The following is a 14829-nucleotide window of genomic DNA, read 5'->3' on the forward strand; positions in this document are numbered from 1 at the left end:
CGGAATCCGGGGCTTAAGTTTCTCACCAGACTCTCTAGCGTACAACCAGCACCGGGCATTTTGCGTGGCGTACCACAACCGCCGCGTTTGAACCTAAAAGGTAGGTTGTGATGTCCGGTCGATGGGACGCAATGATAATGAGGTCAGCGTTGATACTGTCAGCCAGCTTCAGGATCTGATCTTTAGGCGCACCTGAAATGGCGTGTGTCTCCACACGATCGGTAGGTAAATTGAACTGCTTAACCATCTCTTTGAGCTTCGTAAGGGCTTCCTCCTGAATCTCCGCCAGCTTTGGCATTTCAACCGAATACGCCAGCCCAAGCGATGAATAGTAAGGGAAAGAAGGCACTACCGTCAGAAAATGGATTTTACCGTTACCGATTGCTGCGTTTGCCTGAACATAGGGAATCACCTGTTCGGTCAGACGACTTTCAGAGATATCGACAGGGACTAAAATTGAATTAAACATACCTCACCTCCTGTTTGTTTTTTATCCACTTTAAGTGTAGTGCTGCCATTATTAATGGCGCTGTGCTTGCCATTAAAATGGGAGGTGAGGCAGCTTTTTTGACGGGGGGAAGCCCCCCGTCACCTGGCGGTTTACTTCTGGATAAGATAGCGAATGGTCGGGCCATCCTGCTGAATATCCAGTACGGTGTAGCCGTGGTTTTTGGCATCCAGAGGAATGTTGTTGATGGACTGCGGGCAGTCGCTCACCACTTCCAGAATTTCCCCTTTTTGAAGCTGCGGGAGCGCTTCAAGCGTGGCGACAGCCGGGTAAGGACACGGTTCACCGACCATATCAAGGCGGTAGTCAGGCACAATCTCTTTCATGCTGCATTCTCCTGGGGTTCAGGTTTAACCGTGGCACGGCGGAAGAAACGTTTCTCTTGCGCGACAACCAGTAAAAAAGCGACCAGCAGCAGGATGTAGGTCACCAGCAGCCCGCCGAGCGGGCCAAACGTGCTGAGCAGATTCACCTTGTCCCAGTTCGTGGCCAGCACCGGGGACAAATCGTCCCAGTACCAGGCCAGCAGGGTTGAGCCGATAACGTTCCCCAGACCTACCCACCAGTAATGCACCTGACCTTCAACTGCGCGGTACATCCAGCCGGTTTCACACCCGCCAGCCAGTACAATTCCGAAGCCAAACAGCAGGCCGCCAATCACCGCGTTCGGACCAGCCCACATGATTTTCGGCTCAACACCCAGCTGCACATAGCTGAAGATGCCAATGGCGCTTACCGCCATACCCGCAATAATCGCTTTGGCCATCATCGTACGGCCGGTGATCCACATATCGCGAAACGCCGAGGTGAAGCAGATCTGCGCACGTTCTATCAGCAGGCCGAAACCGACACCGAACAGCATGGCCAGGCCCAGCTTAGGCTGGTTGAGCGCCGTACAGAGCGCCCAGGCGACCATGGCGAAAAAGACCAGCATGCCGAGACGAAAACGACGACGCGCCTGCGAAGGCTTTTGCGTCAGCGGCGAGGCAGCGCTGACCTTCACCATTTTGACCGGAATGCGGAACAGCGGCAGAAGGGTAAACTTAGCGCCAAAGTACGAGCCAATCGCCGTGGCGACAGCAAAAAACCAGGCGTGCAGCGAAAACTGTGGAATGCCGGTAAAGAAAGCGGCCAGGTTACACCCCATCGCCAGACGGGCGCCGAACCCGGCAATCATGCCGCCGACAATCGCCTGCATAACGCGTATCCGGCTTTTAGGCATTCGCAACTTAACGTTGTTAGCCCACAGCGCGGCGGCAAAACAGCCCCCGAACATGCCGATAATCATCATACCGTCGATGCGGGTCAGCGGTGTGCCATCCAGGTGAATGAGCTTAAAGTAACCCCACTCTTCGGTATGCACGCCAGCGAGTTGCAGCAGTTGTCCACCCCAGCGGGTGAACTCGCCGGTCACGGCCCAGAAGGTGCCGGTAATGCCGAAATAGTAGGTGGAAAGGATCCCCGCCGCGATGACGGCCGGTACAGGTGACCAGAACTTAACCAGGTAAGTCTGTTTGAAGTATTGCCATGACATGAGTAAGCCTCTGAACTCAGAAGGTTTAAAGCCGAAAAGAGACCAAATCATACGCTTACGGCAAGGTTTGAAAAGCCATTCACGCCGAAAATATCGATGGGATCAATTTTGGCATAACGCTTAAGTGATAGCGGGAATATAAGAGGAAGGCCGTCTGGCTGAGTCGCCAGACGGTGGAAGGGTCATGCTTTACGCGTTGCGGCTTTCATCGCCGTAACAAATGCTTTGAGTTCAGTCAGCATCTGCTCGGGCTTGTCCACGTTCTTCTCAATGATTTTGACGATAGCAGAGCCGGAGATCGCGCCTGCCGCTTTTGCGTCAATTGCCGCCGTAACCTGATCCGGGGATGAAATCCCGAATCCCTGCAGCGGAGGTGCTGCGTGGTATTCAGCCAGTTTTTCTACCAGATGGTGCAGCGGCAGCGCGGCTTTGTTCTCTGCACCCGTCACGCCCGCGCGGGAGAGCAGGTAGGTGTAACCCCGGCCGTAAGAGGCAATCTGGCGCAGCAGTTCGTCATCCGCGTTTGGCGGGCAGATGAAAATCGGCGCTACGTTGTGACGCATAGCCGCCTGGCGGAATGGTGCAGACTCTTCAACCGGGACGTCGGCCACCAGCACGGAGTCAACGCCGACCCGCGCGCACTCGGCATAAAATTCGTCGATTCCGCGGTTAAAGACCAGGTTGGCATACATCAGCAGGCCAATCGGAATGGTCGGGTGCTTCTGACGGATCGCGGCCAGCATCTCAAAACACTGCGTTGGAGTCACACCCGCGGCAAAGGCACGCAGGGTGGCGTTTTGAATGGTCGGGCCATCCGCCAGAGGATCAGAGAAAGGGATCCCCAGCTCCAGCGCATCGGCACCGGCTTCTATCAGGGCGTCGATAATTTTTAGCGACTGCTCCGGGCCCGGATCGCCCAGGGTGACGAAGGGAACGAACGCGCCTTCCTGGCGGGATTTCAGTTGTGCAAATGCGTTATCATAGCGTTCCATCAGATTTCCCCTCGTGCTTTCAGAATATCGTGAACGGTGAAGATATCTTTGTCACCGCGACCGGAAAGGTTAACGACCAGCAGTTGCTCTTTTTCCGGATTTGCTTTCATCATTTTCAGCGCGTGCGCCAGGGCATGCGAGGACTCCAGCGCCGGGATGATCCCTTCGTTACGACACAGCGTCTTAAACGCGTCCAGCGCTTCGTCATCGGTAATGGAGACGTAGTCCGCGCGTCCGGTGCTATTCAGGAACGCATGCTGTGGCCCGACGGACGGGAAGTCCAGACCGGCAGAGATAGAGTACGACTCTTCAATCTGGCCCTCATCGGTCTGCATCATCGGCGCTTTCATGCCGAAGTAGATTCCCACGCGGCCATGTTTCAGCGGTGCGCCGTGCTCACCGGTTTCAATCCCGTGACCAGCAGGCTCCACGCCAATCAGACCAACACGGGTTTCGTCGATAAAATCAGCGAACATCCCGATAGCGTTTGATCCCCCGCCCACGCAGGCGATCACCGCATCCGGCAGACGACCTTCTTTTTCAAGGATCTGGGCTTTGGTCTCTTCACCAATCATGCGCTGGAATTCACGCACGATAGTCGGGAACGGGTGTGGGCCAGCGGCCGTGCCAAGCATGTAGTGCGCGGTTTCATAGCTGCCAGACCAGTCGCGCAGCGCTTCGTTACAGGCATCTTTCAGCGTGGCTGAACCACTGTGCACCGGGATCACTTCTGCACCCATCAGACGCATACGGAACACGTTTGGAGACTGACGCTCAACGTCTTTCGCTCCCATATAGATGCGGCATTTCAGGCCGAGCAGGGCGCTGGCCAGTGCCGATGCCACACCGTGTTGACCCGCACCGGTTTCGGCGATGATCTCGGTTTTGCCCATCCGTTTTGCCAGCAGCGCCTGTCCTAACACCTGGTTGGTTTTATGCGCGCCACCGTGCAGCAGGTCTTCACGCTTGAGGTACAGCGTGGTTTTGGTGCCAGCGGTCAGGTTACGGCATTTGGTCAACGCCGTTGGACGTCCCGCGTAGTTTTTCAGCAGGTCAGTAAATTCAGCCTGAAACGCTGGGTCTTTCTGTGCGCTCACAAACGCTTCTTCCAGCTGGCGCAGCGCGGGCATCAGGATCTGCGGAACGTACATTCCACCGAACTCACCAAAATACGGGTTTAGTAATGTCGTCATTTTTTCTTCCTTAATATGCACGCAGAGTTTTGAATACCGAGGCCAGCTTACTGGCATCTTTGATGCCCGGTTGCGACTCTACGCCTGAATTGAAATCGAGGCCTGCGCAGCCGGTTTTGGCTGCTTCCACACAGTTATCCGGGCTAAGTCCACCCGCCAGCAGGACATTGTCCAGCACTTCACCGTTCAGCAGTGACCAGTCAAAACGCTGGCCTGTACCGCCCTGGCCGTTATCGAGCACGTATTTATCAACATGATTCAGGTTACGCGCGGGGAGGACACTGCCGACGCTCTGCGCTTTCCAGATCTGAACCTGAGGAGCCAGCACGTCACGCAGGGCATCGATGTACGCCTGATCTTCATCACCGTGCAACTGTACTGCGCTCAGGGATAACGCTTCGGCTTTTGCCGCCACGTCAGCAATATCAGCGTTACGGAAGACGCCCACATAGCTGAGTGGGGCGGCCGCGATCACCTTGCGTGCCTGCTCATCGCTCACAACACGAGGAGAGGAGTCCACAAAGATCAGCCCGCCGTAAATAGCCCCCGCCTCATAAGCGGCCTGGGCATCCTGTTCGCGGGTTAAGCCGCACACTTTGTTTTCACCCAACAGCACGCGACGCACAGCGGCATTGAGATCGTCATGTGCCATCATCGCGGAGCCAATCAGGAAACCGTTGGCGAAGTGGCTCAGTTCGCGCACCTGGGCGTAGCTGTTTATCCCGGATTCACTGATAACGGTCACGCCAGAACCCAGACGCGGTGCCAGCTGGCGCGTACGGTTCAGGTCAATTGACAGATCGCGCAGATCGCGGTTATTGATCCCAACCACTTTGGCCTGCAGTGCAATAGCGCGCTCCAGCTCCTCTTCGTTGCTCACCTCGGTCAGCACGCCCATGTTGAGGCTGTGTGCTACCGCAGCCAGCTGGCGATACTGCTCATCGTCGAGCACTGAGAGCATCAGCAGGCAGGCGTCAGCCTGGTAAAAACGCGCCAGCCAGATCTGATACGGGTCGATAATAAAGTCTTTGCACAGAATCGGTTGCGGCGCGATGCCGCTGACCACAGGCAGAAAATCAAAGCTGCCCTGGAAATATTTCTCATCCGTCAGCACGGAGATCGCGGACGCATGATGCTTATAAATGCCGGCAATACGCGCCGGATCGAAATCCTCGCGGATAACGCCTTTCGATGGGGACGCTTTTTTGCACTCAAGAATAAATGCGGTGCGCGCGCCCTGCAGGGCATCATAGAAACGACGGCTGCTTGGGACGACGTCGTTCTGAAAACTGGCAAGCGGTTGCTGCGCTTTGCGGGCTTCCACCCAGATGGCCTTATCGGCAACGATTTTCGCTAAAACGGTCTGCATTCTTTACCCTCTTGCCGCAAGTGCGGTAACGCGATCGTAAGCTGCACCAGAGCGCAGTACGTCCAGAACTTTTTGTGCGTTGGCTTTGAGGTCCTCCTCGCCGTGCAATCGCATCAGCATGGCGACGTTGGCTGCCACGGCAGCCTCATGGGCGACCTCTCCCTTACCTTGTAATAAGCGCGTGAGAATGTCACGGTTTTCTTCTGGCGTGCCGCCTGCCAGTGCCTCCTGGTGATATGGCGTTAAACCAAAGTCAGCGGCTTCAAGCTGGTAGCTCAGGATCTCGCCGTCGCGCAGTTCCGCGACCAGGGTTGGCGCGTGAAGCGACACTTCATCCATCCCCCCGCTGTGAACCACTGCCGCGCGCTGATAACCGAGCACGCGCAGGGTTTCTGCAATCGGCAGGACCAGCTCCGGGCTGTAAACGCCGATCAGTGCCAGCGGCGGATGAGCCGGGTTGATCAGTGGCCCCAGCACGTTAAACAGCGTGCGCGTTTTAAGCTGCTGGCGAACCGGCATCGCGTGGCGGAAACCAGTGTGATACTTCGGCGCAAACAGGAAGCAGACGCCCAAATCGTCCAGCGCTTCACGGGAGCGTTCGGCGTTCATATCCAGGTTAATACCGAAGGCAGCCAGCAAATCGGATGACCCCGAGCGGCTGGAGACGCTGCGGTTACCGTGTTTCGCCACTTTCAGGCCACACGCTGCTGCCACGAAGGCGCTGGCGGTGGAGATATTGATGCTGTTGCTGCCATCTCCCCCGGTGCCGACGATATCCGCGAACTGATAATCCGGGCGTGGGAAGGGGGCGGCATTTTCGAGCAGGGCCGTGGCGGCACCGGCAATTTCTTGCGGGCTTTCGCCACGCACTTTCATGCTTACCAGCGCGGCCGCCAGCTGTTCAGGTTTCAGCTCACCGCGAACCACGGCGGAGAAGAGCTGGTGGCTCTCCTGCTGGCTCAGGGTCTGCGCCTGATACAGTTTTTCAAGAATCGGTTGCAGCGTGTTGGTCTGCTCCAGTTTCTGCAACGCCCAGTCCAGCGTCTGCTCCAGCAGACGCGCGCCGTGGGTCGTGAGAATCGACTCCGGATGGAACTGCATGCCGCAGACGCGATCCGCATCGTGGCGCACGGCCATCACCATCCCTTCAAACGAGGCGTTAATGGTCAGGCCGGCAGGGATGTTACTGCCTACCAGCGAGTGGTAACGCGCAACCGGCAGTGGATTAGGCAGCCCAGCAAACATCGCCTGGCCGTCATGTTCAATGCTGGAGGCTTTGCCATGCAGAATTTCGCCTGCCTGACCCACGTAGCCGCCATAGGCTTCCACTATCGCCTGGTGACCCAGGCAGATGCCGATAATCGGCAGTTTACCGCGCATACGGGTCAGCAGCTCCGGCATACAGCCTGCTTCGCTGGGGGCGCCGGGGCCAGGGGAGAGCATCAGCACCGGGTTTTGCATGGTTGCCAGACGGTCTATCAGCGTCTGTGCCGGAACATGGTTACGATAGATAACGACGTTATGACCATTCGCACGCAGCTGATCTGCCAGGTTATAGGTAAAAGAGTCGATGTTATCGAGCAGCAGAATGTCAGCCATCAGAAAATCTCCTGTGCGTGATGTGCGGTAGCAATGGCGCGCAATACCGCGCGGGCTTTACTGCGGGTTTCGTCAGCTTCAGACTGCGGAACAGAATCAAGAACAATGCCTGCGCCCGCCTGCACGGTGGCGATACCGTCTTCGACGTAGGCGGAGCGGATCACAATGCAGGTATCCAGATCGCCGTGGGCGGTGAAATATCCCACTGCACCGCCGTAGCTTCCGCGACGGCGTCCTTCAGCTGCAGCAATCAGTTGCATAGCACGGACTTTCGGCGCGCCGCTCAGCGTACCCATGTTCATACAGGCGCGGTAGGCGTGGAGCACGTCGAGGTCGCTGCGCAGTTCGCCCACCACGCGGGACACCAGATGCATGACAAACGAGTAACGATCAACTTTGGTTAAATCCGCCACGTAGCGGCTCCCTGGGGTACAAATGCGTGCCAGGTCGTTACGGGCCAGGTCTACCAGCATCAGATGCTCGGAGAGCTCTTTATGGTCGGTACGCATCTCCAGCTCGATACGGCTGTCGAGATCGCGATCCAGTGTTCCATCGGCGCGACGGCCGCGTGGACGGGTTCCGGCAATCGGGTAGATCTCAATCTGGCGGCTGGTAGCGTCATATTTCAGTGAGCTTTCTGGCGACGCACCAAACAGGGTGAAATCGTTGTCCTGCATAAAGAACATGTACGGGCTTGGGTTGCTCTTTTTCAACACCTCATAGGCCGCCAGCGGCGACGGGCAGGGCAGAGAGAAACGACGGGACGGAACCACCTGGAAAATTTCTCCGGCGCGAATCGCTTTTTGCATCTGGCGAACCACGGCACCGTACTGATCGTCGCTCTGATTAACATCGCAGGTCATCTTCTCGACGCGCTGTACAGGCAACTCAGGCGGCGCTTCAGTCATTTGCAGCTGTAACTGCGCAATACGCTGCTCAAGACGTTTTTTCTCCGTTGCTGATGGCGTGAAGAGGCTTGCCTGAATACGGGTGTATTTTTTCTGGTGGTCGATCACCAGTAAGGTTTCGGCCAGATAGAAGCAGTAGTCCGGGCAGCGGTTACCCTGTTCGATCTCCGGTAAATCTTCGAAGCCGGCTACCAGGTCGTAGGCAAACAGCCCGCCGAAGAACATTGCTTCGCGCTCGTCTTCCGGCACGGTGACCAGATTTTGCAGCAGGCGGAAGGCATCAAAAACGGAAAGAGAGCAAAGGCGCGCGTCTTCGTCCAGCAACTGGCTCACCGGCGGGAAGTGCAGAACCCGCATTTCCGGATGGTGTTCATTCTGGATACCAGCAGGCAGGCTCGCATCCAGCAATGGCAGCAGGGCCGCACCGTTGTCTGACAACGCCCTGATAGTGACAGTGTCACCTAGCGCGGTAATGCGCAGTGCGCTGTCGACCAACAGCAGGCTCTTGAGATCGTCTTTGCTGTCGATATCAGCGGACTCCAGCAACAACGTGGCTGGACGCGCACCGCAGACCTGATGAAACAGCGCGGTTGGGTTGTGGCAATAGGCCGCCTCGCTGGTCAGCAATTCGAGGTGTGGTTTGGCTGTTTGCATTATGTTGTTCTCATTTATTCTGTTCAAAAAAAAGCCCGCTGGTGAGCGGGCGGGTATCTGTTTGCTGTACGCAGACGTGTGACACTGCCCGAAAGTCAGGAAGTGCGCCACCAACCGTGCAGAGTGAAATGTGCAGTCATTTTCAGATACCTTTCTCGTGTGAACTTGCGTACTAGTTAACTAGTTCGATGGCGTGTTGTCAACCCTTGATTTCAGAATTTCGTGGCAAGTCGGTATCATGGGCTTTTAAGATGTCTTTAACCTGTGACGGGAAGTGCTTTGAGCGATACCACCTACGCCGTAATTTATGATTTACACAGCCATACCCAGGCTTCTGATGGTCTGCTGACGCCCGAAGCGTTGGTTCATCGTGCCGTTGAGATGCGTGTCGGCACGCTGGCCATAACCGATCACGATACAACCGATGCGATTCCGGCTGCGCGCGCTGAGATTGCCCGCAGCGGTCTGGCGCTCAATCTGGTTCCCGGCGTCGAGATATCGACCGTCTGGGAGAATCACGAAATTCATATTGTTGGCCTGAATATCGATATAGACCATCCGGTAATGTGTGCGTTTTTGCAAGAACAAAAAACGCGCCGCAACCAGCGTGCAGCAATGATCGGTGAGCGTCTTGAAAAGGCGCATATTCCGGGCGCACTTGAAGGTGCGCAAAAGCTGGCGAACGGTGGTGCGGTGACGCGCGGCCATTTTGCCCGTTTTCTGGTGGACGCGGGCAAGGCGACGACGATAGCGGATGTCTTTAAACGCTATCTGGCTCGCGGGAAAACCGGATACGTTCCGCCACAGTGGTGTACAATAAAACAAGCTATTGATGTGATTCATCATTCTGGCGGTAAGGCCGTGCTGGCCCATCCGGGGCGGTATAATCTTTCTGCTAAATGGCTGAAAAGACTGCTGGCGCATTTTGCCGAATGCGGTGGCGAGGCGATGGAAGTCGCCCAGTGTCAGCAGGCGCCCAACGAGCGTTCGCAGCTTGCGACCTACGCGCGTCAGTTCGGTTTGCTGGCGTCACAAGGCTCAGATTTTCATCAGCCCTGTGCGTGGATCGAACTGGGACGTAAGCTCTGGCTACCCGCAGGCGTCGATCCTGTCTGGCAGCTCTGGGAACAGCCACAGCAACTTGAAGAGAGGGAAGTATGAGTCAGTTTTTCTATATTCATCCGGATAACCCGCAGCCGCGTCTGATTAATCAGGCCGTGGAGATCGTGCGAAAAGGTGGCGTTATCGTCTACCCGACCGATTCGGGTTACGCTCTGGGCTGCAAGATTGAAGATAAAGGGGCGATGGAGCGTATTTGCCGCATTCGCCAGTTGCCGGACGGCCACAACTTTACCCTGATGTGTCGCGACCTGTCCGAATTGTCGACCTATGCTTATGTTGATAACGTGGCATTTCGTCTGATTAAAAATAACACGCCGGGCAACTACACCTTCATCCTGAAAGGGACTAAGGAAGTTCCACGCCGTCTGTTGCAGGAAAAGCGCAAAACCATCGGGATGCGCGTACCCTCTAACCCGATTGCCCAGGCCTTGCTGGAAACCCTTGGCGAGCCGATGCTCTCGACCTCGCTGATGCTGCCCGGCAGTGAATTCACCGAGTCCGATCCGGAAGAGATTAAAGATCGTCTGGAGAAGGTGGTTGAACTGATTATTCACGGTGGCTATCTTGGCCAACAGCCGACCACAGTGGTCGACTTAACTGAAGATGCACCGGAAGTGATTCGTGAAGGTGTGGGTGATGTTAAGCCTTTCTTGTAAGGGTGTAAGCAGCTATACTACGCGGCCATCAAATCGGGGCATGGCCCTGGTTTGACCTGATTCGACGCCTGTGAAGGCGACACCTGAGGAAGCTCAATGAGCGAGAAGTTACAGAAAGTGCTGGCGCGTGCCGGCCACGGCTCACGCCGTGAAATCGAAGCCATTATTGAAGCCGGCCGCGTGAGTGTGGACGGTAAAATCGCCACGCTGGGTGACCGCGTAGAAATCGTTCCGGGGCTTAAGATCCGTATCGACGGTCATCTTATCTCGGTCAAAGAATCTGCTGAACAGATCTGCCGCGTGCTCGCGTACTACAAGCCGGAAGGTGAGCTGTGTACGCGTAACGACCCTGAAGGGCGTCCGACGGTATTTGACCGTCTGCCTAAACTGCGTGGCGCACGCTGGATTGCCGTTGGCCGTCTGGATGTGAACACCTGCGGTCTGCTGTTGTTCACGACGGATGGTGAGCTGGCAAACCGTCTGATGCACCCAAGCCGTGAAGTGGAACGCGAATACGCCGTGCGCGTGTTTGGCCAGGTTGATGAGAACAAACTGCGCGACCTGTCGCGTGGCGTCCAACTGGAAGACGGCCCTGCGGCGTTCAAAACGATCAAATTTACCGGCGGCGAAGGCATCAACCAGTGGTACAACGTCACCCTGACCGAAGGCCGTAACCGTGAGGTACGTCGTCTGTGGGAAGCGGTGGGGGTGCAGGTTAGCCGTCTGATCCGTGTTCGCTATGGCGACATTCTGCTGCCAAAAGGTTTACCACGCGGTGGGTATACCGAACTGGACCTGACCCAGACCAACTACTTGCGTGAGCTGGTTGGCCTGACGCCAGAAACCACCTCAAAAGTGGCGGTAGAGAAAGATCGTCGTCGCATGAAGGCGAACCAGATCCGCCGTGCGGTGAAACGTCACAGCCAGGTGAGCAACAATCGCCGCGCTGGCAGCCGTAATAACAACGGTTAAAAAGTAAAAGCCCGGCTAACATCGCCGGGCTTTTTTCTTAGTAATCAATACCGATTTGCGCTTTGATACCGGCATCAAAAGCATGTTTCACCGGGCGCAATTCGCTGACGGTATCTGCCAGCTCCAGAATCTCCCGATGACAACCTCGCCCCGTGACGATCACCGTCTGATGCGCCGGGCGGTTCTTCAACGCCTCCAGCACGGCGTCCAGCGGCAGATAGTCGTAGGCGACCATGTAGGTGAGCTCATCCAGCAGCACCATGTTTAGCGTGGGATCCGCCAGCATTCGTTTGGCATGCTCCCAGACCGCGAGACAGGCGGCTGTGTCAGTCTCCCGGTTCTGTGTATCCCACGTAAATCCTGTAGCCATCACCTGGAATTCAACCCCGAGCGGTTCGAGTAAATTACGTTCACCGTTGGGCCATTCGCCTTTAATGAACTGAATCACGCCCACTTTCTGCCCGTGTCCTACGGCGCGCGTGGCCGTGCCAAACGCGGCGGTGGTTTTGCCTTTGCCGTTGCCGGTAAACACGATGATAATCCCGCGCTCGTCCTGCGCAGCGGCAACACGGGCATCAACCTGTTCTTTCAGGCGCTGCTGGCGCTGCTGATGACGTTCTTCACTCATTGCGAAATCCCGGGTTTACGGCCTGGCTGGGCATCAAAGGTCATCCCGGTTTTGCGGCGGCTGTCATCGCCCATCAGCCAGAGATAGAGTGGCATGATATCTGCCGGGGTTTTAAGCTTCTGTGGATCTTCCGTCGGGAAGGCGCTGGCGCGCATTTTGGTTCGCGTTCCGCCTGGGTTAATGCAGTTCACACGCAGATGACGGCTTTGATACTCTTCCGCCAGCACCTGCATCATCCCTTCGGTCGCGAATTTTGAGACGGCATACGCCCCCCAGTTTGCGCGACCTTCGCGTCCTACGCTCGAGGAGGTGAACACCAGTGAGCCGGAATGAGAGTTAAGTAATAAAGGAAGCAGTGCCTGGGTCAGGAAAAACGTTCCGTTGATATTGACCTGCATGACCTGCTGCCAGATCTCAGGATCCTGTTCATCCATTGGGCGAACTTCCCCAAGCAAGCCGGCATTGTGCAGTACGCCATCCAGCCGTGGGTAGTGGGTGCTGATACGTTGGGCAAGTTCCTGACATGTTGCGGGTGTGCAGGTGAGCAGATCGAGCGTATACCAGCGGGCGGAAGTGCCGCCTGCGGCTTCAATCTCCTGAGCCACACCTTTCAGTTTTTCTTCGTTACGGCCAATAAGGATGACGCTTGCGCCATATTCAGCGTACGTGAGTGCCGCTTCGCGGCCAATTCCATCGCTGGCACCGGTGACAAGAATGATGCGGTTCTGCAGCAGATTTTTTTGCGGTTGATAATGCACGGTGACTCCCTGGCGCACAGTAACTTAAAGACGCCTTCATTTATGACTTTTCGGCTTTATGCCCGAATTAGCATGAGAATTCAATCAGTCTACAGGACGCATTGCTGTGAAATTAACAATTTGCAAATATTTAAACCAGAATCGGGGGATTCCTGAAGACGGCTCGCAGAGGTAATGTCACGAGCGAGACGCATGGGCAGGGCTGTTGTACACTGCCGTGAAAGATTCGTGGTTAAATCAAGGTGGAACGCGTGGAATTACTTTCTCAATATGGGTTGTTTTTGGCAAAAATCGCGACGGTGGTGATTGCCATTGCGGTGGTTGCCGTTCTGGTTGTCAACCTGACGCAGCGCAAACGTCAGCGTGGTGAGTTACGCATTACCCGCCTGAGCGAACAGTATCAAGAGATGCAGGAAGAGATGTCGCTGGCTCTGCTTGATAGTCATCAACAGAAACTGTGGCACAAAGCGCAGAAGAAAAAGCATAAACAGGACGCCAAAGCGGCAAAAGCGAAAGCGAAGCTTAATGCAGCGCAGGAAAAGGCTAAACCACGCGTCTACGTGCTCGATTTTAAAGGCAGTATGGATGCCCATGAAGTTGCCTCCCTGCGTGAAGAAGTCACCGCTGTGCTTGCCGTGGCTAAACCGCAGGATCAGGTGGTTGTCCGTCTCGAGAGTCCGGGTGGGGTCGTTCATGGTTATGGGCTGGCGGCTTCGCAGCTACAGCGTCTGCGTGAAAAACAGATCCCGCTGACGGTTGCGGTGGATAAAGTCGCAGCGAGCGGCGGTTATATGATGGCCTGCGTGGCGGATAAAATTGTCGCGGCGCCGTTTTCTATTATTGGCTCCATCGGCGTGGTGGCGCAAATCCCGAACTTTAACCGCTTCCTGAAAAGCAAAGAGATCGACATTGAATTACATACGGCGGGTCAGTACAAACGAACCCTGACGCTGCTGGGGGAGAACACGGAAGAAGGACGTCAGAAATTCCGTGAAGATCTCAATGAAACCCATCACCTCTTTAAAGACTTTGTGCACCGTATGCGCCCGGCGCTTGATATTGAGCAGGTGGCAACAGGTGAGCACTGGTACGGTACGCAGGCGCAGGAAAAAGGACTGGTGGATGAAGTGGGCACCAGTGACGACCTGCTGTTGAATCTGATGGAAGGGCGTGAACTGGTTGGCGTGCGCTTTACCCAGCGTAAGCGACTGCTTGAACGCTTTACGAATAGCGCGGCGGAAAGCGCGGATCGCCTGCTGCTCCGCTGGTTGCAACGCGGACAAAAACCGTTGCTGTAAACAAAAACGCGAGGCCAGTGCCTCGCGTTTTACGTTAATCGACCAGGTGATATTTCTCTGAAAGCGTGTGCGCCAGGTATTTAAACATATTGAATACGGCGGTGCTTTTCGGGGTAGGTAACCCTTGTTCGTCAAGGAAGTATTCGCCGCTGAATACCAGCACGCCGTTACGTTGTTCCACGCCGGTCGCTTCAATGCCCGCCAGGGTGTCTTCATGGTCACGAATCAGCTTATTTGCTTCGATAAGCAGTGAGGCTCGATCAATCGGTTGGGTTGTATTCTGCATAATCCACTCCTTAAACAGTGACAATAGTCTACGCCCGGGGCGCTTTGGGGGCAAATTTTCCCTGTAATGTGAGGGGGTAAGGCGCGGTGACCTGGCTGGCGGGATTTGCTTTTGCATGCTAATAAAGTTGCGTAACGAATTTTATCAGGTAGAGTGTGCGCTTTCGTCATTCTGGCAACAGAATTGCTTGACATTCAAGCGGGAATTCGTCACGAATTACATCCGATGTGAGAAAAATACCCGATAACTCAATCACCTGGGCGTTAACGCTTTGACGTTCAGTAAGACAAAGGGGTTGATATCCCCTGACGCAGTCGCAATATCAATGGCTCGTCGTCAGCGGAAGGGAAAT

Annotated in this window: 16 protein-coding genes and 1 other annotated feature; of the genes, 4 read left to right on the forward strand and 12 right to left on the reverse strand. The window is 55.6% G+C overall.

From position 1 onward, the window contains the following. Positions 1–34: 34 nt before the first annotated feature. From uspF to trpL, 9 genes are all read right to left on the reverse strand, one after another. Positions 35–469 (reverse strand): universal stress protein UspF, encoded by a 435-nt coding sequence (uspF, locus tag NQ842_RS11030; protein WP_257256835.1) that lies wholly within the window; start codon positions 467–469, stop codon positions 35–37. Between the two features lie 131 nt (positions 470–600). Next, positions 601–834 (reverse strand): sulfurtransferase-like selenium metabolism protein YedF, encoded by a 234-nt coding sequence (gene yedF, locus NQ842_RS11035; protein ID WP_013096288.1) that lies wholly within the window; start codon positions 832–834, stop codon positions 601–603. Continuing rightward, positions 831–2042 (reverse strand): selenium metabolism membrane protein YedE/FdhT, encoded by a 1212-nt coding sequence (gene yedE, locus NQ842_RS11040; protein WP_125366051.1) that lies wholly within the window; start codon positions 2040–2042, stop codon positions 831–833. The genes yedF and yedE overlap by 4 nt, the downstream gene beginning before the upstream one ends. Positions 2043–2224: 182 nt before the next feature. After that, positions 2225–3034: a tryptophan synthase subunit alpha gene (gene trpA / locus NQ842_RS11045; protein WP_046889826.1), complete on the reverse strand. Its 810-nt coding sequence runs from the start codon at positions 3032–3034 to the stop codon at positions 2225–2227. Then, positions 3034–4227 carry a tryptophan synthase subunit beta gene (gene trpB, locus NQ842_RS11050; RefSeq protein ID WP_014832232.1) on the reverse strand — a complete coding sequence of 398 codons (1194 nt, stop codon included), beginning with the start codon at positions 4225–4227 and terminating at the stop codon, positions 3034–3036. Before trpB ends, trpA begins: the two co-directional genes overlap by 1 nt. Positions 4228–4237: 10 nt before the next feature. Beyond that, positions 4238–5596 carry a bifunctional indole-3-glycerol-phosphate synthase TrpC/phosphoribosylanthranilate isomerase TrpF gene (gene trpCF, locus NQ842_RS11055; protein WP_257256836.1) on the reverse strand — a complete coding sequence of 453 codons (1359 nt, stop codon included), beginning with the start codon at positions 5594–5596 and terminating at the stop codon, positions 4238–4240. Positions 5597–5599: 3 nt separating this feature from the next. Continuing rightward, positions 5600–7195: a bifunctional anthranilate synthase glutamate amidotransferase component TrpG/anthranilate phosphoribosyltransferase TrpD gene (gene trpD / locus NQ842_RS11060; RefSeq protein WP_047361576.1), complete on the reverse strand. Its 1596-nt coding sequence runs from the start codon at positions 7193–7195 to the stop codon at positions 5600–5602. Further along, positions 7195–8757, reverse strand: coding sequence for an anthranilate synthase component 1 (locus NQ842_RS11065; RefSeq protein WP_257256837.1), 1563 nt, complete (start codon positions 8755–8757; stop codon positions 7195–7197). Before NQ842_RS11065 ends, trpD begins: the two co-directional genes overlap by 1 nt. Before the next feature lie 25 nt (positions 8758–8782). Then, positions 8783–8876, reverse strand: a sequence feature (Trp leader region). After that, positions 8853–8897: a trp operon leader peptide gene (trpL, locus tag NQ842_RS23400; RefSeq protein WP_106993556.1), complete on the reverse strand. Its 45-nt coding sequence runs from the start codon at positions 8895–8897 to the stop codon at positions 8853–8855. It overlaps the preceding feature by 24 nt. A 139-nt stretch (positions 8898–9036) precedes the next feature. Between trpL and rnm the strand changes: the two genes are divergently transcribed. The 3 genes from rnm to rluB all read left to right on the forward strand — a co-directional run bounded on the left by rnm (position 9037) and on the right by rluB (position 11507). Continuing rightward, a complete protein-coding gene (rnm, locus tag NQ842_RS11070) occupies positions 9037–9918 on the forward strand; it encodes an RNase AM (protein WP_014832228.1) in 882 nt (293 codons plus the stop codon). After that, entirely contained in the window at positions 9915–10535 is a 621-nt protein-coding gene (locus tag NQ842_RS11075) for an L-threonylcarbamoyladenylate synthase (protein ID WP_003856793.1), read from the forward strand. Before rnm ends, NQ842_RS11075 begins: the two co-directional genes overlap by 4 nt. A 96-nt stretch (positions 10536–10631) precedes the next feature. Next, positions 10632–11507 (forward strand): 23S rRNA pseudouridine(2605) synthase RluB, encoded by an 876-nt coding sequence (rluB, locus tag NQ842_RS11080; RefSeq protein ID WP_063411395.1) that lies wholly within the window; start codon positions 10632–10634, stop codon positions 11505–11507. A 37-nt stretch (positions 11508–11544) separates the two neighbouring features. Here rluB and cobO read toward each other — a convergent pair whose 3' ends face one another. After that, positions 11545–12135 carry a cob(I)yrinic acid a,c-diamide adenosyltransferase gene (gene cobO / locus NQ842_RS11085; protein WP_014832226.1) on the reverse strand — a complete coding sequence of 197 codons (591 nt, stop codon included), beginning with the start codon at positions 12133–12135 and terminating at the stop codon, positions 11545–11547. After that, complete coding sequence (locus tag NQ842_RS11090; protein ID WP_257256838.1) at positions 12132–12893, reverse strand: YciK family oxidoreductase; 762 nt, start codon at positions 12891–12893, stop codon at positions 12132–12134. The genes cobO and NQ842_RS11090 overlap by 4 nt, the downstream gene beginning before the upstream one ends. 251 nt (positions 12894–13144) lie before the next feature. On the opposite strand from NQ842_RS11090, the gene sohB reads away from it, so the two are divergent. Next, positions 13145–14191, forward strand: coding sequence for a protease SohB (gene sohB / locus NQ842_RS11095; RefSeq protein ID WP_257256839.1), 1047 nt, complete (start codon positions 13145–13147; stop codon positions 14189–14191). Positions 14192–14225: 34 nt separating this feature from the next. Here the strand turns inward: sohB and NQ842_RS11100 are convergent, their stop codons facing one another. Then, positions 14226–14477, reverse strand: coding sequence for a YciN family protein (locus tag NQ842_RS11100; protein ID WP_003856804.1), 252 nt, complete (start codon positions 14475–14477; stop codon positions 14226–14228). Positions 14478–14829: the final 352 nt, after the last annotated feature.

Origin of the sequence: Enterobacter cloacae complex sp. R_G8, from assembly GCF_024599795.1 — a bacterium.
Taxonomy (GTDB): Bacteria; Pseudomonadota; Gammaproteobacteria; order Enterobacterales; family Enterobacteriaceae; genus Enterobacter; species Enterobacter dissolvens.

What these genes read in the sequence shown, in the direction of transcription:
- cobO (WP_014832226.1), bottom strand. Translation starts at nt 12,135, where the DNA reads ATGAGTGAAGAACGTCATCAGCAGCGCCAGCAGCGCCTGAAAGAACAG.
- NQ842_RS11100 (WP_003856804.1), bottom strand. Translation starts at nt 14,477, where the DNA reads ATGCAGAATACAACCCAACCGATTGATCGAGCCTCACTGCTTATCGAA.
- yedF (WP_013096288.1), bottom strand. Translation starts at nt 834, where the DNA reads ATGAAAGAGATTGTGCCTGACTACCGCCTTGATATGGTCGGTGAACCG.
- trpD (WP_047361576.1), bottom strand. Translation starts at nt 7,195, where the DNA reads ATGGCTGACATTCTGCTGCTCGATAACATCGACTCTTTTACCTATAAC.
- trpCF (WP_257256836.1), bottom strand. Translation starts at nt 5,596, where the DNA reads ATGCAGACCGTTTTAGCGAAAATCGTTGCCGATAAGGCCATCTGGGTG.
- yedE (WP_125366051.1), bottom strand. Translation starts at nt 2,042, where the DNA reads ATGTCATGGCAATACTTCAAACAGACTTACCTGGTTAAGTTCTGGTCA.
- trpB (WP_014832232.1), bottom strand. Translation starts at nt 4,227, where the DNA reads ATGACGACATTACTAAACCCGTATTTTGGTGAGTTCGGTGGAATGTAC.
- trpA (WP_046889826.1), bottom strand. Translation starts at nt 3,034, where the DNA reads ATGGAACGCTATGATAACGCATTTGCACAACTGAAATCCCGCCAGGAA.
- rluB (WP_063411395.1), top strand. Translation starts at nt 10,632, where the DNA reads ATGAGCGAGAAGTTACAGAAAGTGCTGGCGCGTGCCGGCCACGGCTCA.
- NQ842_RS11075 (WP_003856793.1), top strand. Translation starts at nt 9,915, where the DNA reads ATGAGTCAGTTTTTCTATATTCATCCGGATAACCCGCAGCCGCGTCTG.
- NQ842_RS11065 (WP_257256837.1), bottom strand. Translation starts at nt 8,757, where the DNA reads ATGCAAACAGCCAAACCACACCTCGAATTGCTGACCAGCGAGGCGGCC.
- uspF (WP_257256835.1), bottom strand. Translation starts at nt 469, where the DNA reads ATGTTTAATTCAATTTTAGTCCCTGTCGATATCTCTGAAAGTCGTCTG.